This window comes from Paraburkholderia sp. MPAMCS5, assembly GCF_036016995.1.
Taxonomy (GTDB): Bacteria; Pseudomonadota; Gammaproteobacteria; order Burkholderiales; family Burkholderiaceae; genus Paraburkholderia.
In genome coordinates, this window is the sequence record NZ_JAYXBK010000004.1 from 248,806 (window position 1) to 270,357 (window position 21,552).

Genomic DNA, 21,552 nt, shown 5'->3' on the forward strand with positions numbered 1-21,552 from the left:
AGCGGCTCCTTGGGATCGTTCAACGTTGACGGCCGAAGTGGCGTTGTCCACCGCCGCCCGCGCCGAGACCGCCGCCGTGTTGTTCTCCGCCGCCGCCCGCGCCGAGACCGTTGTGACTGACCGGCGGCGATTGCCGGCTCGCTCGTCCGCGTTCGATGTCCTGCTGCGCCGATGCGCCATTACCGGCGCCACGCAGCGCATTGTCGCGATTCACGTTCTGAGCGCTCGCACGGACGTTGCCGGCGTTCGTGCCGCCATGTTGAATGCCGTGCACCCGTTCGCTCGCTGTGCCGCCGAGATTCTGGCCGGTGCGGTTTTGCAGGGTTTGCTGCGCCTGCGCGCGCGAGGCCGACATATCGCGTCCACGGTAAGCGTCGCGCTGCACGCCGCCGGCATTCGCCGAGGTATTGCGATTGAATGTCGAGTCGCGGTTCCACCTTGTCGAATTGCTGTTCACGTCGATCCGCCGGTTCACGTTGATGTTGTTGTATCGGTTGACGTTAATGTTGACGCTGTGATTGTTCCAGTTCACGTCGCTCCACAACGCGCTGGTGATCGCCACGCCCACGCCGAACGCGATCCCGGCAGCGAGTCCGCTGGCGACCGCGTAGCCCGGAGGCGGCGGCACATACACAGGCGGATACGCGGGATAGGGCCACGCGCCATAGACGACAGTCGGGTTATAGGTCGGCACATACACGACCTGCGGATTCACGGGCACGATCTGAATGGTGCTCTGCTCGACGATCACTTTCTGCTGTCCGGTGGACTTCAGATTGCCGGTCTGTTGCGCCTGTTTGCGCAGACGCTGCACGGAATCCATCACGTCGCTCGGCTGCGCGAGAAACGCATTGCCGAGTTGCGCGGACCAGTCGGGTTTCGAGGCCATCGTGGCGAGCGCTTGCGGAAACGCGACCAGTGATTGAACGCTCGGGTCCCACGGCTCTGCGCCGACCGCCTTCACCGCGTCGTCGCCCTTCAGGTTCGGATTCGCTCTGGACCATGCCGCGGCGGCCTGCACGTCCTGCGGAAAAGTGGATGCCATCAGCACCTGGGCGAGCAGCGCGTCGGGATAGAGCGCAATCGGCGCGGTTAGCGAATCGAGTTGCTGGTTCGATACTTTGGCCGCGGTTTGCGCATAGGCGGGAGGCGCCGCGACGTCGAGCATGATCGGCAAGCCGGCCAGCATGGCCAGTGCGATCAGCGTTCCTCTTTGAGTTGCCCTTGATCGTTTCACAATGAAATCTCCGTGTTTCCAGCTTGCATGCGTCTCGTTGCAGTGGGGCCGAAAACGCGCCAGGCGCTTTGCCCCGTGAATGAATTCGGCGCGTCATGCGCCATGCAATGTAGATCGGACTGCGAATGTATGAGTGCCTTCGTGAGGCATCGGTGAAAGCAGTTGATGCACGCGTTGTAAAAAATGGCGATGAGTTTCAATGGCGAGATTATTAGCTTGCTTCAGTGCAGAATGACAATCCTTCATCAAATAAAAATTTGAGTTGAAGTTAAGAGAAGAATGATCTAGGAAGCGCATTTTCATCGCCATGCATAGCCAAGTGCCTGCTTGCGTTTAGCTATGGCGTTTTCTATCTTCCATGCATGAATGCATGCATGAGATTTTCCGGCGCCATGCGTGGTGTTAAGTAAAACTGTTCATGTTCGACCGCAGTGCACTCGGCTGCGCGAATGCTGTCCAGTAAGATGGCTTGCGTTTATGCCGTGCCATGCCATGTGTCTGTTCAGCGCTGGCTGTCATATCAATCAGCATTCCTGAGTATGAGGATAAAAATGAAGCGATTCGCCGCAGTGATTCTGACGAGCGCAAGTGCGCTCGCTTTCGCTCAAAAACCGGCCACGTATCCCGCGCATGGACAAAGTCAACAGCAGCAAATGTCGGACGACGGCGCGTGCTATGCGTGGGCGAAGCAGAACACGGGCATCGACCCGGCCGTCGTCGCGCAGGCGCCAGCCGCGCCGTCGGGGCCGACCGGCGCGCGTGTGCGGGGTGCGGCGCGAGGCGCGGCGGCGGGCGCGATCGTGGGGGACGTGAGTGGCAACGACGCGGGACATGGCGCCGCGGTCGGCGCGGCGGCGGGAGTGCTCGCCGGTGGCGCGCGCAGCCGTCAGCAGCACGCTGCGGAGGCACAGTCGGCGCAGGCATCCCAGCAATCGACGATGAACACCTATTGGCGCGCATACGGCGCGTGCATGCAGGGCAAAGGTTACTCGGTGCAATAGCGGGGCGATATGAACGCGATCATTTCAACGGAGCGTGTATTGGACAACAGGAACAATAGCGCGCAGTCGGCCAGGGGTGGCCCCGCCAAAGGTGGCCCTGCCGCGCGTGAGGCGGCGTCGCGAATCGTGCTCATTGCCGCCGCGCTCGCCTGCATCTATGGCGACAAGTGTGCCGCTACGGAAGGCGGCGTCGGCAGAACCATAACCGGACAGCAGGCGGCGCCCTACGCGGGAGTCGTGCCGCCCACGTCAGACTGGATCGTCTCGTTGGCAACTATTTATTACTCGGGATCGCTCGGTGCCTCGAAGACATTGCCCGTCTCGGGCGCCGTCACGCGGGGCCTGGACCTGGAGGTGGTCTACACCGCCGCCAGCATGCTCAAAACGTGGGGCGTCACTGCTGGCGGGTGGAATTTCGCGTCGCTGGTCAGCGTTCCCGTGCAATACACGAGTGGCTCCAGCTTCAACGGGCTGCTTCCGGGCGACCACTCCATGGAGTTCGCCGATCTGTTTTTTGTCCCGGTGATCGCGGGTTATCAGCTCACCAAAAACGATCACGTGGCGCTCAGCTTGCAGATGTTCGCGCCCACGGGCCCATACAGTGCGAGCCGTCTTGCCAATGCCGGCCAGAATACGTGGACCTTCACGCCGAACATCGCCTACACACATCTGATTCCATCGCACGACATCGAACTGACGCTCAACTACGGCATCGGCTTTTACACGCCGAACGACCAGACGCACTATCACAACGCGCCGCTCAGCGCGCTTGATCTGCTGGTGCTCAAGCGCTTTCAGAACGGCTGGGGCGTGGGCGTGGTGGGCGGCTGGATTCAGCAGCTTGCCGCCGATAGCGGCGGCATAGCGAACCGGTTCGACGGCGCGCGCGGAAATGCGTGGGGTCTCGGCCCGATGATCACGTGGTCGGGCAAGGCTTATAAAACGCCGGTATCGGCCACGCTGCGCTGGGTCAACGACATCCACGCCAGCAACAGGCCGAAGGGCAACGGCGTGCAGCTTTCCGTGACCGCCACTTTCGAATAGCGCGGCCCACGCGGCTCACTGCGCCGCCGAGGCGAGCAGCGAGACCGGCACGCCATGACAGCTCACCGTCGCGACGAGAGCCGTGCCGAGGCCTTCGGCAGGCTTCATGCGCGTGTCGAACGCCGAGACCTGCTTGTCGACGCGCAGAATGTTGAGCGGCCACGATGCATGCGACAGGCGTTCATGCGCGATCGCGCCGACCCATAGCGGCGCGGCGGCCGTGCCGTTGTCGACGGCATAGCCGGTCGGCCAGAAACGCAGGACGTCGCGCTGGTCGCGCGTGTCGCCGGGACGCATGAAAACAAGCGACGACGGCACGCCGTTGTTCAGCTTCGGCAATACCGGCAAGGCGGTCGCGGCGACATCCGGCGAAGCGAGCGAAAGCAGGCTATGCGGCGTCAGTTCGGTGCCTTCCACCCAGCCTTCGCCAAGCAATTGACGGCGAATCGACTCGCGCTCCGATACCCATTGCAGCGTGAGCGGCTCCTTGCGGTCGCCGCCCATATCCGAGCGATAGCAGGGCAGACGCTGCCAGACGGAAACCGTCCATTGCTCCCGCGTCACGTGCGAAAGCGGCTGCGGGGCCATGTCCTGCGGCGTCCCCATCATGCCGAGGCCGGACTGCGCGCCCATGCTCGTGAGCACCACCGCGAGCACGATGGCCGGCATCCAGCGGCGCGGCGGTGGCGGCTGCGGATGCCGCACGATCGCGGTGAGCCCGACGATCGCGACCCAGACATAGGCGAGCGCGGCGCCGCCGATCGCGTCCGACACCCAGTAGCGGCCGAAGTACACGCCCGCGAGCGCGATCACGAGCACGATGAGCATGCTCGCCGTGACCACGAGCAGCGCTTCGAGCATGCCGACGCGGCGCGCGAGCAGAAACGCGAGGAAGCCATAGACGATGACCGCCGCCGCCACGTGGTTGCTGGGAAACACATAGGCGTCGGTCATCAGATGGTTCGGCGCCGCGCGCTGCAGCGCGAACTGCAAAGCGAAGATCAGCAACTGCGAAAAGACGACCGCCGCGAGCCAGTAGCCGATGGTGCGCCAGCGCCTTTCCCACAGCATCCAGAGCACTACGGTCACGATCAGCGCGGCGAGCGTCGCGGTGCTGCCGAGCGTCGCAAGACCGGCGAGCACCGTATCGCCCCACGGCGTGCGCACCGATTGCATGAAGCGATAGACGGACCGGTCGACATGCGTGAGCGGATCGCCGGTGACCACGTCTTCGAGAACGCCGAAGAAGAGCGCGCCGCATACCAGCACGATCAGCGACGCGATCAGCACGCTGCTCGCATCCGGCGCATTCGGATCGAGCATTCTGCGCGCGGCGCGGCCAAGCGGTCCCGGATGACGGCACGCCCAACTGCCCAGATGGCGGCCCGCTGCGCTCGACCACGCATTCGCGTGCGAGATCAACAAGGCCGCTGCGCGATAGCTCAGCCAGGCGCTGCCGCCCAGCATTGCCAGAATCACGACGAGCCGGAACGAAACAGCCCCGGCGAGCAGCACCGACGCGCCGAACACGACGCCCGGCAGAATATGCGCCGGCGCCCACAACAAGGCGGAGAGCACGTTCATCGCGTAAAAGCGCAGGGGCGTCATGCCGAGCATGCCCGCGACGACCGGCACGATCGCGCGCAACGGACCCACGAAGCGCGCGAACACCACGCTCTTCGCGCCGTGCCTGTCAAAAAAGCGGTAGCCCGCTTCGAGCACTTCGGGATGCCGCGAAAACGGCCAGCGTTTCACGATCTGGCTCTTGTAGCGGCTGCCGAGCCAGAAGCTGAGGCCGTCGCCGGCGATCGCGCCTGCAATCGCGCAGGCGAGCGCCCAGCCGAGACTCAGCGAACCGGTGCCGGTCAGCGCGCCCGCGAGGAACATCGCCGTGCTGCCGGGAATGAAGGTGCCGATGACCGCGGCCGACTCCAGAAAAGCCGCGAGGAATACCACCGTGAGCGTCCATTCCGGATGGCCGGCCAGCAGATGCAAGAGGTGAAGGTAGGCGTGCTCCATCGCGCGCGATAGGCCGTGTTGGCGTAACGAGTGATCATAACGCGCAGCGGCCGTTTTCTATTCCCCGCTTTCGCGCGCGGGCGATGAAGACCGTGAACAAACCACGCAACGGCTCGTCATACCCTTGAGCGGCGCGTTATCCGATGGAGCGGGCAGATGAAAATCGTCATTCGCGGTCTTGCAAGGGCCCTCCCGATGCGGGTGGTGCTGATAGCGGCATGCGTGATCGGCCTCGTGGGAGCGGCCTACGCGCAGTCGGGCAATTCGGGCGCGGGCAATACGGGCTTGAGCGCGACGCCGTCGAGCGGAAATCTTCAAGGCGGCGCGCCTGTTGTGCCGGCTCAGCGAACCGGCGCGGGCGCAACGGGCACCGCGCCCGGCCCGACGCCGGGTCTGGCGACGCCGGGCGGCTCCGCCGGTACGGGCCGCACGGGCAGCGCAAGTCCGGCTCCGCAGCTTAACAACATGCGCGCGAACGGTACGAGCCTTAACCAGAACCCCGACCCGCGCTTGCCGAACCTGAGCGGGCGGCCGCCGTCATCGCGATAGACGGCGTGCGCCGGTTGAGGCTTAGAATGCAGGCCCCACCAACCGGATTCACTCGATCAAGGAAGGGCGTATGGCGTACGGCGAGCACAAGTACAAGGTCTCTGTGCAGTGGACGGGCAATCGCGGCAGCGGCACTTCGGGCTATCGCGACTACAGCCGCGATCATGTGATTCGCGCGGGGAACAAGCCGGTCATTGAGGGTTCGTCGGATGCCGCTTTTCTCGGCGACGCGAACCGGTGGAATCCGGAAGATCTGCTGGTCGCGTCGGCCTCGGCGTGTCACAAGCTCTGGTATCTGCATCTTTGCGCCGACGCCGGTATTGCCGTGCTGGAATATCGCGACGACGCCGAGGGCACCATGCTCGACGATCCGCGGCAAGGGCGGTTTTCGCAAATCGTGCTGCGTCCGCGTGTCGTCATTCAGGCGGGCGGCGACGTCGAACTGGCGGCGCGCCTGCATCACATGGCGCACGAGAAGTGTTATGTCGCCAACTCGGTGAATTTTCCGATTCTCTGCGAGCCGGTGGTCGAAACGAACGCGCGTTAAGCGCTCCTTCGGTGCCGGGCTCGCGCGCGGCCCGGTGTTAGCGGTTGCCGTCGAGCAGATCGCCCAGCATGTCGTCGAATGCGGCTTGGGCGTCTTCGAGTTCCTGCAAGGCGGCGTCGAACGTTTGCAGCGCGAACTGCGAGGGCTGGCCGCTGCCGGCCGGCGGAAATTGCGACTGCAACGAAGCGAACGCCGTCTTGACCCGTTGCGTCGCGGTCAGAACGCGCTCCATGGCGGCGCTTTCTTCTGCCCGGGCCTTGTCGTGATCGATGTTGTCCATGAGAACTCCGTGTTCGTGAAGGCGGCTCGCGCCGCGTCAAAGGCAAATGGCGTGACTATGCCACGTTCGGCTTCAGGAGAGCGGCAAACCGCCGTCGGCCTTTACCTCACGCAACGATAGCGCCGACTCCACCGAGGTCACGCCCGGCAGGCTGCGCATCTGGTCGCGCATGAAGGTGCCGTAATCGTCGAGGTCGCGCGCCACCACTTGCAGGATGTAGTCGGCGCTGCCCGACACGTTGTGACACGAAATGATCCGGGAAATGGCCTGCACCTCGCGCTCGAAGCGGTTGGCGAGCGCCTTGTCGTGCACGGCGAAGCGCACGAGCACGAACGCCACCACGCCGAAGCCGAGCGCCGGGCGCGTCAGCATGGCGCGGTACTGACCGATATAGCCGTCGTGCTCAAGACGCTTGAGGCGGCGCGCGCACGGCGTCTCGCTGAGGCCAACCAGCTCGGCCAGCTTCGCATTCGACATGCGGCCGTCCTTTTGCAGCGCGGCCAGGATCGCGCGATCCGTCTTGTCGAGGTCGGTTGTCATGGGCTTTTTCGGGTCTTTTGTGCGTTGGCGGAAAACTTTGTAAAGCGGATGAATATTAGCGTGTTCCGCTAAAAGTGGCATGTTCTGCTGTGAAATTCGCCAGCAAAACCTAAGTCGGCGATAGCAAGATAGAGCCCTCCATTAGAAGAGGCTTTCATGATTTCCGTACACCTTCTCGTCGTCTATATCGTCGCGTTGCTGGTCGTCTATGCGATGCCAGGGCCTGACATGGCGCTGATCTTGCAAACGAGTATCGGACGCGGCGTGCGCAGCGGCTTCGCGGCGGCGTGCGGGCTCGGCGTGGCGCGCGCGACGCATGTGACGCTGTCGGCATGCGGCGTGGCCGCGCTGCTGCGCAACGCGCCGTGGCTTTACGACGTGGTGCGCTACGGCGGCGCGGTCTATCTGGCGTGGGTCGGCATTCAGATTTTCCGCTCGCCTGTTTTTGCGTTGCCTGACGGCGGCGCGGGCGGCGCGGGCGCCAACCCGTCGAAGCCGGCGTTGGAACCGGCTTTGCATCGGCTGAGGGCCGCGTTCGTCAAAGGTCTCTTGACCAATCTGCTCAATCCGAAGGCGTTGCTGTTCTGTTCCGTGTTGTTGCCGCAATTCGTGCGTCCCGAAGCGGGACCGGTTGCGTTGCAGATGATCGAGCTGGGTGGCGTGCTGCTCGCGGTCGGTCTGTGCTTCGACCTTACGTATGCCGTGGGCGCGGCGCGAATCGCGGGATGGATGCGCGCGCATCCGCTCGCACAGACCTTGCAGCGCTGGACGTTCTCCGCGGCGTTGATCGGCTTCGCGCTGCGGCTTTCGCTCGACTGATCCTGCTCACGGGCGAGGCGTTTGTGTTAATAAAGCCGATGGCGCGCCTTATGGCGCCCGGCCCACGGCCCGCAGCCGGGGCGACACGAACCGTCGAACCACCTTGCCTACCCGTCGATGAAAACCCTTTTGCTGTACGCCGTCACCGCCGTTGCTGAAATTGTCGGCTGCTATTTGCCGTGGCGCTGGATAAAAGAGGGCGGTTCCGTCTGGCTGCTGGTGCCGGGCGCGCTAAGCCTCGCGCTGTTCGCGTGGCTGCTCACGCTGCACGGCACCGCCGCGGGCCGCGTGTATGCGGCTTACGGTGGCGTGTATGTGGCCGTGGCGATAGCGTGGCTATGGTGCGTCGACAAGGTGCGGCCGACGCTGTGGGACGCGGCCGGCGTCGCGGTGACGCTGGCCGGCATGGCGATCATCACGTTCCAGCCGCGCGTCTGAACCGGCCCGGCGGCGCGGCGCGTTATTTCGGCTGGCCCAGATAGTCGAGCTTGCCCAGTTCCACACCGTTGTGGCGCAGGATGTCGTACGCCGTCGTGACGTGGAAGTAGAAGTTGGGCAGCACGAAACCGAGCAGATACGACAGGCCCGAAAATTCGATCACGCCGCTGCGCATTTTCAGCGTGACGGCGCGCTCTTCCGAGCCGTCGATCTGCTGTGCAGTAAATTCTTTCAGATAGTCGATCGTCTTCTGTAGGCGGGCATCGAGTTCGTCGAATGTCTGTTCGACGTCTTCGTATTTCGGCGCTTCCACGCCGGCCAGACGCGCCGCGCAGCCCTTCGCCGTATCGCTCGCGATATACACCTGGCGCACGAGCGGCAACATGTCCGGCGCGAGGCGGGCGTGGGTGAATACCGACGGATCGATCTGCTTTTCGGCGGCGTGCGCCTCGGCTTTGCCAAGGATGGCTTGCAAATTGGAGAGGCCGCGAATCAGCACGGGCACGGAGGCTTGATACATCGAAATTGACATGGGGTTCCTCTGATTCTTCGATCGTGCGCGCGAACGGCGCGCGAGGCAATGTAACGGCTGGATAGCCGCTGAAGCATCATAGCGGAGCAGTGGAAAGTGCGCATGAATCACGCATGAAGCGCGCGTCTTAGGCCATTCGGCCGACTGCCGCGCGCGCTGGAACTGTGTTTGAATGCATGGGTCCGACGGTTTGCGAAGTCCGTCAAACATGGGAGTCGACTATGGCCAGCAAGCACCCGCTGCCCGGCAGCGAGCGAACAGTAGAACAAGGTTCGAAACTCATCGGCGATTGCGATCCGGCAGAAAAGATCGAGGTTTTCGTGATGCTGCGCCGTCAGCAGCAAGCGCAGTTCGACTCGCTCATGAGCCGCATCGAGGCGGGCGATCCGAACGTGGCGCCGCTCTCGCGCGAGGCGCTCGCCAAAGACTACGGCGCGGCGCCCGACGACATCGCCAAAGTCAAGGCATTCGCCGCCGCGCACGGCCTGACGGTGGTGCGCGAAGACACGGCGGCGCGCTCGGTCGTGCTGTCCGGCACGGTCGCGCAATTCCAGAGCGCGTTCGAGGTCAAGCTCGAACAGTACCAGCACCATACGGCCGGCACATTTCGCGGACGCACCGGCGCGGTCAACGTGCCGGACGATCTGCACGGTGTGGTCGAAGCGGTGCTCGGGCTCGACAACCGTCCGCAGGCGCGGCCGCACTTTCGCATCCGGCCGCCGTTCCGGCCGGCCCGCGTGCATCAGGTTTCGTTCACGCCGCCGCAGCTCGCGTCGCTCTACCAGTTTCCAGCCGGCGACGGCGGCGGCCAGTGCGTCGGCATCATCGAGCTGGGCGGCGGATACAGCACGGCGGATCTCACGTCGTACTTCGCGAGCCTCAACGTCGCCTCGCCCACGGTGAAACCGGTCAGCGTCGATCAGGCCCGCAATGAGCCGACCGGCGATCCGAACGGACCCGACGGCGAGGTCACGCTCGACATCGAGATCGTCGGCGCGATCGTGCCGGGCGCGACCCTCGCCGTGTATTTCGCGCCGAACAGCGACGCCGGTTTCATCGACGCGGTGAGCAGCGCGGTGCACGACACGGCCAACAGGCCGTCGGTGATTTCGATCAGTTGGGGCGGACCGGAATCGCGCTGGACGAGCCAGTCGCAAAAGGCATTCAACAGCGTGCTGCAAAGCGCGGCGGCGCTCGGCGTGACGGTGTGCGCGGCGTCGGGCGACAGCGGGTCCAGCGACGGCTCGGGCACGGGGGATCAGGTCGACTTTCCGGCATCGAGCCCGTATGTGCTGGCTTGCGGCGGCACGAGCCTGACGGCGTCGGGTGCGTCGATCACGCACGAGGTGGTCTGGAACGACGGTTCCGAAGGCGGCGCGAGCGGCGGCGGCGTGAGCACCGCGTTCGCGTTGCCGGCGTGGCAGGAAGGTTTATCGGTGACATCGACGGGCGGCGGCAAGCAGCCGCTCGCCAGACGCGGCGTGCCCGACGTCGCCGGCGACGCCTCGCCGCTCACCGGCTACAGCGTGCTGGTCGGGGGCATGCAGACGGTGGTGGGCGGCACGAGCGCGGTCGCGCCGCTGTGGGCCGCGCTGATTGCCCGCATCAACGCGGCGAACGGCAGGCCGGCCGGCTTCGTCAACCCGAAGCTTTACAAGGCGGCGGGCGTTTGCAACGACATCACGCAGGGCAATAACGGCAGCTTCGCGGCCTCCGTGGGCTGGGACGCCTGCACGGGACTCGGCAGTCCCAATGGTCAGAAAGTGGCCGGCGTCCTATAGTTTGCGAGTGTGGTTTGCGAGTGTGGTTTGCAAGAGTGGTTTGCAAGAGTCGGCGGCACCGGCATAAGACGTGAACGTACCCATGGAGCGATCATGACAAGCACAGACCCGGCGTCCCCAGCGCCCTCAACGCCCGCAGTGCCTGCGGTGTCCTCAGCGCCTGTTAGTCCGCAGTCGCCGCACAGCGCGAAAGCTCCGGCGAAGCCGGCGGCGCCCGCCGGCAAGCAGAAGGCGGGCGATCAGCCCTTGTTCGATCCGGTGGCGTACGGCAACGGGCCGGACGATTCCGTCACCGCCACCGACGAAAGCGCGGCGATCACGCATCACTCGGTCACGATCGGCGGCAAGAAGATCAACTACACGGCGACGGCGGGCCACCTGGTGATCGTCGATCCGAGCAGTTCGCAGCCGTCCGCGCGCATGTTCTACGTCGCGTTCACGCAGGACAACCAGAAAGAGGAGACGCGCCCGGTCACGTACTTCTATAACGGCGGGCCGGGTTCGTCTTCGGTCTTCGTGCTGCTCGGGTCGTTCGCGCCGCGCCGCATCAGGACGTCCATGCCGAGCTTTACGCCGCCCGCGCCCTATACGATGGAAGACAACCCCGACAGTCTGCTCGACCGAAGCGATCTGGTCTTCATCAACCCGGTCGGCACCGGCTATTCGGCGGCTATCGCGCCTAAGAAAAACCGCGACTTCTGGGGCGTGGACCAGGACGCCGACTCGATCAAGCAGTTCATCAAGCGCTTTCTGACGAAGAACAATCGCTGGAATTCGCCGAAATACCTGTTCGGCGAGTCGTACGGCACGGCGCGCAGTTGCGTGCTCGCCTACCGGCTGCACGAAGACGGCGTGGATCTGAACGGCGTCACGTTGCAATCGTCGATTCTCGATTACACGCAGGCGGGCAACCCGATCGGCGCGCTGCCCACGGCCGCCGCGGACGCGTGGTATCACAAGAAACTGGGCGTCGCGCCGCGGCCCACGGATCTCGGCGCGTTCGCCGAAGAAGTCGCGCAGTTCGCCCGCACCGACTATCTTGCGGCCCTGCGCAAATTCCCGACTACAGATTCGGCGACGGTCGAGAAGCTGAGCGAGTACACCGGTATCGACAAGACGACGTTGCTGGCGTGGAGTCTCGATATCGCGTCGTACGACAGTCGCGGCAACTCGCTTTTCCTGACCACGCTGCTCAAGTCGCAGGGGCTCGCGCTCGGTGCCTACGACGGCCGCGTGAGCGCGATCGACACCGGTATTGCCGGCAAGATCGATCCGAACTCGGGCGGCAACGATCCCACCATGACGGCCGTGTCGGGCGTCTATACGACCATGTGGAACGTCTACCTCAACGAACAGTTGAAATACACGTCGAACTCGTCGTTCACGGATCTCAACGATCAGGCGTTCCAGTTCTGGGACTTCAGCCATATCGATCCGACCGGCGCGCAGAAGGGCGTGGACGCCAAGGGCAACGTGATCCTCTACACGGCCGGCGACCTCGCCGCCGTGATGGCGCTGAATCCCGATCTCAAGGTGTTGTCGGCAAACGGCTTTTACGATTTCGTCACGCCGTTCTATCAGACGGTGCTCGATCTGCAGCAAATGCCGCTGCTCAGCCAGCAGGTCCGGCAGAATCTGTCGGCGCGCTTTTACCCATCGGGGCACATGGTCTATCTCGACGGCGGATCGCGCACCGCGCTGAAAGCCGATCTCGCCAGAATGTACGATTCGACGGTAGCCAATGCCGAGGCGCTCGGCCGCATTCGCGCATTGCAGGCGCGCGTGGCGCATTAAGCGCGGCGCGGCGTGTGGTGGCACTGCGGCGACGGTTTCTCGTCGCCGTGCACGCCGCACTGCGGTCCGCGCGCAGAGGCGTCGATCCGGGTTGACTTACATCGTTGATTCACATTGGCCCGCCCCAACACGGCGGGCTTTTTTGCGCCTGCATTTTCCGCATGCGAATCGAATGTGTTTTAATTGTCTTGCGAATTGAACTATTGCGCGCCTCCGCAGGCGCGCCGACGAATGAAGGCAGACATTGCAGACAGGCGTCGCGGCGGCCATCCCGGCGAGCACGCCAACCGTTTCTCCCGATCCAATCCGTTTCCGCCCGGACTCGCGTCGCGGCTCGCGCGCCCGGCGCGCCTTGCACTGGCTTTCTGCCTGAGTGCGTTCTTCGCGTTGGGCGTCGGGGAGGTCCGCGCGCAGGACGTGAGCATGCTTGACGACCGGGTCACCCAGCAGTCGATCGGTGAAACCATCTGCCGTCCGGGCTATGCCAGCGCGGTTTCGCCGCCGCTCGACAAACTGATGGCGCACAAGGACCGGATGCTGGCCGAGCGCGGTCTCGACGCCGACGACGGCGTCGACTTCGCGCTCGACAGGCGTGTGCCGGTGGTGCTCGGCGGTTCGCCCGACGCACCTTCGAATCTCCGTCTTCTGCCTTGGGCGGGCCGTCAGGGCGAACGTCGCAAGGCGCGCGTCGCGGTCATGCTCAAGCGCTGCGTCTGCGAAGGCAAACTGAGTCTCGGGCAAGCGCAAGCGGCGATTGTCGGCGACTGGTCGATCGTCAATTCCAGCTTCAGCCAGAGCTCGTGCGACGTCAGCCAGCCGGATGCCGCAACGCCCGGCGAAGGCGCCCGCGCAGCCGGACACCTCAGCTCGCCGTAGGTTCGCAGGCCGGTGGCGCTCGCGTGGAGCGCGCCTTGCGTTCCCGTTCGATTCGCGCCTCAACCCGTTTTCTGGAGAATCACCATGATCTATTCCCGTCCTGGCGCAGCAACCCTGGCCGCGCTGACATTGAGCTGCATCGCCGGCAGCCCGTCCGTGCTCGCCGCGGAGCCGGTTCATTGCGGCACAGCCGGCACGCTGCAGATTCGCGGCGACGTGCCCGCCGCGATCAGCTTCGATGTCTACCGGCAACTGCGTCCGCTCAACGCCCAACGCGTTGCGTTGTTTCAGTCCGCGGGCGAAGTGAAGCATTTGCCCGACGGACTCGCCGTGTGCGAAGTCGCCGACGATGGCGTCGACGATCCGTCGGCGGTATTGGTCCAGATGCCGCACGGCAAGAATGCGTGGTGGGTGAGCGCGGCCAATGTGCAAGCGGTGGACTGATCGGCGTGGCCGGCGCGCTTTCGCACAAGTTTGCGCGTTGACGCGTCGTGCGGCGCGCTTCTTGCGTCGGGCGTCTGCATTGCGATTCGCGCGGCGCGGTTTCAACGAACAGGTTCGCGCGCCGCGCAGTTGTTTTGCTGTTTTCGATCCCGTCAATTCGGGTACAGTCCATTGAGACGGTTTCAATGCAGCGTGCCTGACGGCGCTGCGTCGCATCGCTTTTACGGAGAGATCTGAATGATTGCCTTCTATCTGTCATTGGCCGCTGCCGGTCTGGCGGGCGCCGCGCTGATCCGCGAACTTGCAGCCGCTCGGGCGAAACAGCGCGCCGCCATGCGCCCGGTGCGCGTGCAGGCCGCGAATCGCGACAGCCGCCGAGGGTAGGCCGCATGAAACTGATCGTGCGCAATATCGCGCCGTCGTGTGGCGAGCAGGAAGTGCGCGAGTTCCTTAAGCGCGAACTGGGGCATTACGCCAAAAGCGTCGAGGTCGTCGACGCGGGCCAGCCCACTGCTTACGCCACGGTCGAACTCGACGCGCAAGTGCCCTATGTCGGCGAAGTCATCGCGCGGCAGATTCACGGCAAGCAGTTAGGCGGCGTGGCGCTGGAGGCAACCGCCGATCTGTTCAGCGACGAACCGCCGCCGGAACACTAAGCGCCGCCGTCGCGCCTGCCCGTCACTGTCAGCACGTCACTCGGCCGCCGGCGCCTGCCAGTCGAACGGCGTGTACGGCAACGCGCGCTTATGCCGCGTGACATCGTAGAAACGCAAGATGATCTCGCGTGCCTCGTCGCTCACCGGTTTGCCTTCCAGGAAGTCGTCGATGGTCTCGTACGGCACGCCGTACGCGTCCTCGTCCGGCCGTTGCGGACGCAACGCTTCCAAGTCTGCGGTCGGCACCTTGTGCACCAGCGCCTCGGCAGCGCCGAGCGCTTTCGCGACCGCCCGCACCCGGCGCTTGTTGAGTCCCGCGAGCGGCAGCACGTCGGCGCCGCCGTCGCCGAATTTCGTGAAAAATCCCATCAGCGACTCGGCCGCGTGGTCGGTGCCGATCACGACGCCCGTGCGCGTGCTGGCCACCGCGTACTGCGCGATCATGCGCTGGCGCGCCTTGATATTGCCGTGGACGAAATCTTCCTGCGACTCGTCCGAAAACGGCACGCCGCTCTGACGCAGCGAGGCGAGCATCGCGTCGGCGGCCGGTTTGATGTCGATGGTCACGCTCTCGTCCGCGCGAATGAAGGCGAGCGCCCGCTGCGCGTCCGCTTCGTCGCTCTGCTCGCCGTGCGGCAGGCGGATCGCGACGAACCGCGCGTCGTAGCTGGCGGCGCGCAGCCGCTCGACGGCCAGTTGCGCGAGCCGTCCTGCCGTCGTGGAATCCACGCCGCCGCTAATCCCGAGCACGTAAGTCTTCAGGCCGTTGCTGCGCAAATAATTCGCGAGAAAGGACACGCGGCGCTCAATTTCCCGATTGGCGTCGAAGTCGGCGGCAACGTGCAGTTCCGCCGCGATATTGGCCTGAAGGGCGGCTGGCTCGGTTTGCTTCATGAATGGTTCGCTCCTCGCTCGTGGGCGCATTGTCCAGCAACGCAATCTCGTGCGACGTCGGCCAGCACGTAACGGACCCGGCGAAAGGCGAAGCTCCATCGACAGAACGCGATGCGCTAAGTAACATCCTGGTTCCGAGTGCCGCATCAACCTGCGAGCAACCAATAATAATCACACGAGTGCGAACCCGCGATGAACCACGCCAAGCGGCCTCGCCCGCCTGTCTGGCGCCGTCCGACTTTTAACGAAGTCGCGAGCCGGCGCACGATCCGCTGTATGCCGCATCCGTTCGATCTGCCGCGCGCCATGAGTGCGTGGCAACGCCTCGCGCACGCGCCGGGCTCCGTGCTGCGCCAGTTCGCGTGCGGCGCCGCGCTCGCCGTCTCGGCGGGCGTCTGTTGTGCGGCAACGCCGCCCGCGCCGCCCGCGCGGGCCGATTTTCCCATCGACGCCTCATCCGTCGCCGTGCCCGATGCGGCCGGCGTGGTGGACCCGCGCCGCGCGTTTTCGCTGCGCGACGTGTTCGCGCGGAACGTCACGCGCCGGCTCAACGTGCCGGTCACGGAGCAGCACGCGTATGCCGGGCGTCTGCAAACGGCATTGCGCGCGCACGTGCTGGGCGGCCTGTCGGGCGAATATGTGGTGCTGGTCGATCGCAACGAGAATGTGCAGGCGCTGTTCATCTATTTTCGCGCCGCGCCGGCCGACGCCTGGCAGATGATCGGCGCCTCGCCCGTTTCCACCGGCCGTCCCGGCGAGTACGACCATTTCGTCACGCCGCTCGGCGTGTTCGAACATACGCCGTCCAACATGGATTTCCGCTCCGAGGGCACGGAGAACGAAAACCATATTCGCGGCTACGGCAAGCGCGACATGCGCATTTTCGATCTCGGCTGGGCAGAGGGCGAGCGAGGCTGGGGCAAGGGCGGCATCTCGCAGATGCGCTTCCAGATGCACGCCACCGACCCCGACCGGCTCGAACCCTTACTCGGCGTGCGCCATTCGAAGGGCTGCGTGCGGATTCCCGCGTCGCTCAATACGTTTTTCGATCACTACGGCATTCTCGACGCGGAATATTCGGCGCTCGTCGATTCCGGCAAATCGCTGTGGATCTTGAAGAGCGACCGGCAGATGCTGCCGTGGGCGGGGCGATATATCGTCGTCGTGGATTCGGGCCGCAAGGTTCGTCCCGCGTGGGCGCCCGCGCCGGGCGCGAAAGCGCGCGCGCGAGTGCCGGCGGGAGCGGATACGGCGGATTGACCCGGCGCTGTGCATGCCGCGTGGGTCATGTCGCCGCGCTCACCACATCAGCAGCATCGTGCCCGCGCCGAGGATGCCGCCGCACACCGCGCACGCCCACAACAGCACGCGCGTGCGCCGGTATTCCCGGCTGATATCGGCCAGCAATTGAGCGGTCTGGCGCGGCGAGCGCGCGCGCTCGTGCTCGTGCTGCAAGTAGCGCACCGCCAGCTGCGGCACGCGCGGCAGCATATGCGCGAGATGCGGCAACTCGCGTGAAATGCGCTTGAACCAGCCGCGATGATCCACGTCGCGCCGGGCAATATCCTCCAGAACGCGCCGCGCGATATTCCATGTATCGACGCCCGGATGCAGCGCCCGCGCCAGCATCTCGGCCTGCTCGAACGAGCGTTGCGCGGTGGCGAGACGGCCGGGCACGGCGCCGTCGAACGGAATCACCGCATGCAGCAGGTGGTGAAACAGCGAACCCGCCGTGCGATGTTCCGGCGCCGCGGCGAAATGCGCTTCGGCGCGCGTGCGCAACTCGGCTTCCAGCAGCTCGGCGCGCGTGTCGTGCGGCACATGTCCGGCCTCGCGATGAATGTCGGCGAGCCGGCCGTAATCCTGTTCGAAGAGCGCGGTGGCGCCGTGCACAAAAAACTCGCGCTCTTCGGTCGAAAGGCTCGACATGATCGAAAACTCGGCGAGCACGAGGCGCCCGAGCGAATCCGGTTCGATACTCACGCGAACCCGGCGCGCATCGAGTGTCGCGTGAAAAAAGCCGTGCTCGAACGCCTGTTCCGTCACCACTTCGACAATATGCGCGGCGAGCGGCGCGAGCTTGACGTGATGCGCATGCAGGCCGATCAGGTCGCTCGCCGGCAGCGTGCTGATGCGCTGCATCGTCAGCGTGTGGGTGGTGCACAGATCCCAGATCACGTCGGGCACGACGAGGCGCGTGTCGCCCTCGAAATGATGGCCGGTCTGGCTCAGGTTCGCGGCTTCGGCGCGCAGGTCGAAGCGGCGCAGGATGTCGTCGGTGAAAGTTTGGGCGAGCGCGGGCAGTTGCAGGCGGCGCGCCTGGCGCGACAGCTTTTCGAGCCAGCGCGCGACCCAGCGCAGCAGCGCGAGTTCATCGCCGATCTGTTGCAACTGGCCGGCCCGCACCAGCTTGATCGCTACCTCGCAATGACCGTTGACCGGCGCGAGAAGCCGCGCGAAATGCGTCTGCTCCGCGAAACCGCTGCGCACCGGGATCAGATCCACCGCGCTGAACAGCGTGGCGAGCGGCCGGCCGAACGCGCGCGCCAATGCCGCTTCGGACTCGCCTGGCGGCAGCGGCGTTTCCAGGTGATCGATCGCGTCGATCGCGTCGTGCAACGTGGCCGTGGCGAGTTCGGGACGCTCGACGAGCGTGCGCGCAAAGCGGCCGGCGAGCGGGCCGAGCGCGGGCAGCAGCCCGTAAAGGCGCTCCGCGCTCGCCGTGGAAGCATGCACGCGGCCGACGAGTTCGATCATCCAGTGCAGTTTGTGATCGGATGGCGCGGCGAGCCAGATCAGGCGCGCGCCGTAGCGCAGTGCGTGGTAGAGCAGCAGTAGGCGGCGAAACAGTGGCGGCATCGGCAGTTCGAGTGACGGCGATGCGGCGCGCGAACCTGGGCGCCGCGTGGCCAGGACGCTCAGATTATCAGGGATGCGCGCCGGCCGGCGCATCGGCGGGCGGCGCGCGATAAATATCGGCGGCCCTCCCGTCGTGTCGCAAGCCGGCGCGCCGGAGCAAAGCCAGCGCCGCGAGGCGCAAGCGCGGATGCCGGCTTCGGGCGTGTCTTTCCTCGCTTAAGACCGGCAGCCGCTCACAAAAACGTCAAACCACGACATTCACCGGCGCGCCGCCGACAAACCTGTCGATGTTGCCCATCAACTGATCGGCGAGCGCCTGTTGCGCTTCATCCGATGCCCACGCCACGTGGGGCGTCACAATCACATTGGGCCTGGCAGCGATCCGCATCAAGGCGTTACCCGCGTCGGGCGGCTCGCTGGAAAGCACATCGAAGCCGATACCGCCGATCAGCCCTTCATCGAGCGCGCGCACGAGAGCATCTTCGTCGACGAGCCCGCCGCGCGCCGTATTGATGATGATCGGCTTACGCTTCATGGCCCGAAACTCGGGCATCGCCAGCATGCCGCGCGTCTGCGGCGTCAACGGACTATGGATCGTGATCACATCGCTGGTCGCGAGCACTTCGTCCCACGGGGTATAGAGCGGCCCGAGTCCATCGCGGCCCTTGTGCGCGGCGAACAGCGTCCGCATGCCAAACGCCTTCGCAATCTCGGCCACGCGCTGACCCAATACGCCTTCGCCGATGATGCCTAGCGTCATCCCGCCAAGATCGTGTATCGCGTGATTGAAAAAGCAGAATTGGCCGGACTTCTGCCATTCGCCGTTCAGCACGTCGTCGCGATAGGCGATCAGATTGCGGCGCAGCGCAAGCATCAAGGCAAACGTATGTTCCGGCACGGTATTCACCGCATAGCCGCGAATATTCGACACGGTCACGCCGTGCCGCTTGCACGCTTCCTTATCGACGCAATCGGTGCCCGTCGCGGCCACGGCGACGAGTTTCAGCGAGGGCAGTTGCGCGAGCACTTCCGCCGTCAACGGCACCTTGTTCGTGATCGCGATGGTCGCGCCCGCCAGCCGCGCGGCGACCTGATCGGCTCGCGTATGCTCGTGCTCGATGAGTTCGTGTTCAAACGATGGGCGCGCGAGTTTGATCTGCGGCGCAAGCGTCGCGCGGTCGAGAAAGACGATCTTCTGCATGCTGGTTCCTGTTCAACGCAATAAAGCGGATTAAAGATGACGCTTGGCTTCGGCGACGATATGCGCCGGTGTAATCCCAAAGTGCTCGTATAACGCCTCGGCGGGACCGGACGCGCCGAAGCCGGTCATGCCGACAAAGCCGCCGCGCTCGCCCAGATAGCGATCCCAGCCGAACCGCACAGCCGCCTCGACGCCGATGCGCACAGTGTCCGCGCCCAGCACGGCCTGTCGATACGCGCGCTCCTGTGCGTCGAACAACTCCCAGCACGGCAGCGAGACGACAGCCGTCGGTATGCCTTCCTGTTGCAGACGTTCACGCGCCGCGACGGCCAGCGCCACTTCCGATCCCGTCGCGAGCAGCGTGACGAGGCGCTTGCCGCCTTCGGCTTCGGTGAGCACATAGCCGCCGCGCGCGCACAGGTTCTCGGCGCTCGCGCGCGCGCGCACGAGCGGCAGTGTCTGGCGCGCGAAGACCATCGTGCTCGGGCCGCTGCGATGCTCGTACGCGAGCGCCCAGCATTCGGCGGCTTCGACGGCATCGGCAGGGCGGAACACGCGCATGTTCGGCATCGCGCGCAACGACGCCAGTATCTCCACCGGCTGATGCGTCGGCCCATTTTTGCCAACGCCAATCGAATCGTGGCTGAACACGAACTTCACGGGCAGGCCCATGAGCGCGGCCATGCGCATCGCGGGACGCTCGTAGTCGGAGAACGCGAGATACGTGACGGCCAGCGGAATGACGCCGCCGTGCGCGGCCATGCCGTTCGCCATCGCGCCCATCACGTGCTCGCGCACGCCGCAATGCACGTACGCGCCGCCGCGGTCTTCCGAAGTGAACGCATGCAGGCTGCGCTTATGGCTCGTCGGCGCTTCGAGATCGGCGCAACCGACCATGCGCTCGGGCAACTGCTGCGCGAACAGATCGTTGATTTCGGCTGAAATCATGATGCCCATCTGTCCTTCGCCTTTTTCGATCGCTCGCGTCTTGTAGTCTTCGAGCGCGTGCTGCCAGCCTTCGGGCAACGAGCCTGACTGAATGCGCTCGAATTCGTCGCGCGCGTCGTCGGGCAAGGCGGCAAGACGCTCGTGCCACGCGAGATACTCGCGCTCGCTGCGTTGTCCCGCTGCGCGCCATTCGCCGAGCACGTCGCGCGGAATCTCGAACGGCGCATGCGGCCAGCCGAGTTCGTTGCGGGCCGCATCGGCATCGGCGTCGAACAGCTTGCCGCTGTGGCCGCCGCGTTGTCCCTGCAAACGCGCGATGCCGCGCGCGATCACCGTGCGGCACGCGAGCATCGACGGACGCGGATCGCGCTTCGCCTGCGCGAGCGCGGCGGCCACGGCATCGAGATCGTGTCCGTCCACTTCGATCACATGCCAGCCCGCGACGCGAAACCGTTCGCTCACGTCCTCGCTGATCGACAGCGACGTGCTGCCGTCGTCGGTGATGCGGTTGTCGTCCCAGCAGAGAATCAGCTTGCCGAGCTTCAGATGTCCCGCGAGCGAAATCATTTCCTGGCCGACGCCTTCCTGCAGACAGCCATCGCCGACGAATGCATACGTGTGGTGATTCACGATGTCGTCGCCGAACTTCGCGTTCAGATACGCCTCCGCGACGGCCATGCCGAACGCGTTCGCAATGCCCTGTCCGAGCGGGCCCGTCGTGACTTCGATGCCCGCCGCGGGATCGAACTCGGGGTGCCCTTCGCAATGCGAGCCCATGTCGCGGAAGGTCCTGATCTGGTCGATGCCGAAGTGCGCATAGCCCGTCAGATGCAGCAGCGCGTAGAGCAGCATTGAGCCATGACCGTTCGACAGCACGAAGCGGTCGCGATCGGGCCATTGAGGATCGGCGGGATTGAACTTCATATGCTGCGTGAACAGCGCCGTCGCGATCTCGGCCATGCCGAGGGGCACGCCCTGATGGCCTTCGCCGGCGCGCACGATGGCGTCGATGGCAAGAAAGCGGATCGCGTTCGCGAGCGGTCGCGTTTCGCGGAAGGGCATGATGTCGGACATGACTTCTCCTTGCCGCGGC

At 65.0% G+C, this 21,552-nt stretch carries 22 protein-coding genes; 13 read left to right on the top strand and 9 right to left on the bottom strand.

Annotated features, from left to right (window positions below; all coding sequences use genetic code 11):
* Positions 1 to 19: 19 nt before the first annotated feature.
* Positions 20 to 1,237, bottom strand: coding sequence for a DUF3300 domain-containing protein (locus VOM14_RS11440; RefSeq protein WP_327628815.1), 1,218 nt, complete (start codon positions 1,235 to 1,237; stop codon positions 20 to 22).
* 551 nt (positions 1,238 to 1,788) lie between these two features.
* Between VOM14_RS11440 and VOM14_RS11445 the strand changes: the two genes are divergently transcribed.
* Together VOM14_RS11445 and VOM14_RS11450 are read left to right on the top strand one after the other, a co-directional pair.
* The gene (locus VOM14_RS11445) at positions 1,789 to 2,238 is read left to right on the top strand and encodes a YMGG-like glycine zipper-containing protein (RefSeq protein ID WP_327628816.1); all 450 of its coding nucleotides are present in this window, start codon (positions 1,789 to 1,791) and stop codon (positions 2,236 to 2,238) included.
* A gap of 39 nt (positions 2,239 to 2,277) precedes the next feature.
* On the top strand, positions 2,278 to 3,282 hold the full coding sequence (locus VOM14_RS11450) for a SphA family protein (protein WP_327628817.1): 1,005 nt from the start codon (positions 2,278 to 2,280) through the stop codon (positions 3,280 to 3,282).
* Positions 3,283 to 3,297: 15 nt separating this feature from the next.
* Here the strand turns inward: VOM14_RS11450 and VOM14_RS11455 are convergent, their stop codons facing one another.
* A complete protein-coding gene (locus VOM14_RS11455; protein WP_327628818.1) occupies positions 3,298 to 5,301 on the bottom strand; it encodes a bifunctional DedA family/phosphatase PAP2 family protein in 2,004 nt (667 codons plus the stop codon).
* Between the two features lie 156 nt (positions 5,302 to 5,457).
* Between VOM14_RS11455 and VOM14_RS11460 the strand changes: the two genes are divergently transcribed.
* The gene (locus tag VOM14_RS11460) at positions 5,458 to 5,850 is read left to right on the top strand and encodes a hypothetical protein (protein ID WP_327628819.1); all 393 of its coding nucleotides are present in this window, start codon (positions 5,458 to 5,460) and stop codon (positions 5,848 to 5,850) included.
* Between the two features lie 70 nt (positions 5,851 to 5,920).
* Positions 5,921 to 6,397, top strand: coding sequence for an OsmC family protein (locus VOM14_RS11465; protein WP_327628820.1), 477 nt, complete (start codon positions 5,921 to 5,923; stop codon positions 6,395 to 6,397).
* 37 nt (positions 6,398 to 6,434) lie between these two features.
* On the opposite strand, the gene VOM14_RS11470 is transcribed toward VOM14_RS11465, so the two are convergent.
* The gene (locus VOM14_RS11470) at positions 6,435 to 6,677 is read right to left on the bottom strand and encodes a hypothetical protein (RefSeq protein WP_414696312.1); all 243 of its coding nucleotides are present in this window, start codon (positions 6,675 to 6,677) and stop codon (positions 6,435 to 6,437) included.
* 72 nt (positions 6,678 to 6,749) lie between these two features.
* A complete protein-coding gene (locus VOM14_RS11475; RefSeq protein WP_327628821.1) occupies positions 6,750 to 7,217 on the bottom strand; it encodes an Lrp/AsnC family transcriptional regulator in 468 nt (155 codons plus the stop codon).
* A 156-nt stretch (positions 7,218 to 7,373) separates the two neighbouring features.
* Here VOM14_RS11475 and VOM14_RS11480 point away from each other — a divergent pair, with 156 nt between their 5' ends.
* Positions 7,374 to 8,036 (top strand): LysE family translocator, encoded by a 663-nt coding sequence (locus VOM14_RS11480; RefSeq protein WP_327628822.1) that lies wholly within the window; start codon positions 7,374 to 7,376, stop codon positions 8,034 to 8,036.
* A gap of 117 nt (positions 8,037 to 8,153) precedes the next feature.
* Positions 8,154 to 8,474, top strand: a complete 321-nt coding sequence (locus VOM14_RS11485; RefSeq protein ID WP_327628823.1) for a YnfA family protein — start codon at positions 8,154 to 8,156, stop codon at positions 8,472 to 8,474.
* 22 nt (positions 8,475 to 8,496) lie between these two features.
* On the opposite strand, the gene VOM14_RS11490 is transcribed toward VOM14_RS11485, so the two are convergent.
* Positions 8,497 to 9,006, bottom strand: coding sequence for a DUF1993 domain-containing protein (locus VOM14_RS11490; RefSeq protein WP_327628824.1), 510 nt, complete (start codon positions 9,004 to 9,006; stop codon positions 8,497 to 8,499).
* 221 nt (positions 9,007 to 9,227) lie between these two features.
* On the opposite strand from VOM14_RS11490, the gene VOM14_RS11495 reads away from it, so the two are divergent.
* The 6 genes from VOM14_RS11495 (at position 9,228) to VOM14_RS11520 (ending at position 14,557) form a co-directional block, all read left to right on the top strand.
* Positions 9,228 to 10,787 (top strand): S53 family peptidase, encoded by a 1,560-nt coding sequence (locus VOM14_RS11495; RefSeq protein WP_327628825.1) that lies wholly within the window; start codon positions 9,228 to 9,230, stop codon positions 10,785 to 10,787.
* A gap of 93 nt (positions 10,788 to 10,880) precedes the next feature.
* On the top strand, positions 10,881 to 12,581 hold the full coding sequence (locus VOM14_RS11500) for a S10 family peptidase (RefSeq protein WP_327628826.1): 1,701 nt from the start codon (positions 10,881 to 10,883) through the stop codon (positions 12,579 to 12,581).
* A 231-nt stretch (positions 12,582 to 12,812) separates the two neighbouring features.
* On the top strand, positions 12,813 to 13,457 hold the full coding sequence (locus VOM14_RS11505) for a hypothetical protein (RefSeq protein ID WP_327628827.1): 645 nt from the start codon (positions 12,813 to 12,815) through the stop codon (positions 13,455 to 13,457).
* A gap of 84 nt (positions 13,458 to 13,541) precedes the next feature.
* Positions 13,542 to 13,901: a hypothetical protein gene (locus VOM14_RS11510; protein ID WP_327628828.1), complete on the top strand. Its 360-nt coding sequence runs from the start codon at positions 13,542 to 13,544 to the stop codon at positions 13,899 to 13,901.
* 237 nt (positions 13,902 to 14,138) lie between these two features.
* Positions 14,139 to 14,285, top strand: a complete 147-nt coding sequence (locus tag VOM14_RS11515; RefSeq protein ID WP_327628829.1) for a hypothetical protein — start codon at positions 14,139 to 14,141, stop codon at positions 14,283 to 14,285.
* 5 nt (positions 14,286 to 14,290) lie between these two features.
* Positions 14,291 to 14,557 (top strand): RNA-binding protein, encoded by a 267-nt coding sequence (locus VOM14_RS11520; protein WP_327628830.1) that lies wholly within the window; start codon positions 14,291 to 14,293, stop codon positions 14,555 to 14,557.
* Positions 14,558 to 14,593: 36 nt separating this feature from the next.
* On the opposite strand, the gene nadE is transcribed toward VOM14_RS11520, so the two are convergent.
* Positions 14,594 to 15,451 (bottom strand): ammonia-dependent NAD(+) synthetase, encoded by an 858-nt coding sequence (gene nadE / locus VOM14_RS11525; protein WP_327628831.1) that lies wholly within the window; start codon positions 15,449 to 15,451, stop codon positions 14,594 to 14,596.
* A gap of 306 nt (positions 15,452 to 15,757) precedes the next feature.
* Between nadE and VOM14_RS11530 the strand changes: the two genes are divergently transcribed.
* Positions 15,758 to 16,711, top strand: a complete 954-nt coding sequence (locus VOM14_RS11530; RefSeq protein ID WP_442955537.1) for a L,D-transpeptidase — start codon at positions 15,758 to 15,760, stop codon at positions 16,709 to 16,711.
* A gap of 39 nt (positions 16,712 to 16,750) precedes the next feature.
* Here the strand turns inward: VOM14_RS11530 and VOM14_RS11535 are convergent, their stop codons facing one another.
* The 3 genes from VOM14_RS11535 to tkt form a co-directional block, all read right to left on the bottom strand.
* Positions 16,751 to 18,310 carry an ABC1 kinase family protein gene (locus VOM14_RS11535; RefSeq protein WP_327628832.1) on the bottom strand — a complete coding sequence of 520 codons (1,560 nt, stop codon included), beginning with the start codon at positions 18,308 to 18,310 and terminating at the stop codon, positions 16,751 to 16,753.
* A 244-nt stretch (positions 18,311 to 18,554) separates the two neighbouring features.
* Positions 18,555 to 19,511 (bottom strand): D-2-hydroxyacid dehydrogenase, encoded by a 957-nt coding sequence (locus tag VOM14_RS11540; protein WP_327628833.1) that lies wholly within the window; start codon positions 19,509 to 19,511, stop codon positions 18,555 to 18,557.
* A 30-nt stretch (positions 19,512 to 19,541) separates the two neighbouring features.
* The gene (gene tkt / locus VOM14_RS11545; protein WP_327628834.1) at positions 19,542 to 21,533 is read right to left on the bottom strand and encodes a transketolase; all 1,992 of its coding nucleotides are present in this window, start codon (positions 21,531 to 21,533) and stop codon (positions 19,542 to 19,544) included.
* Positions 21,534 to 21,552 lie beyond the last annotated feature (19 nt).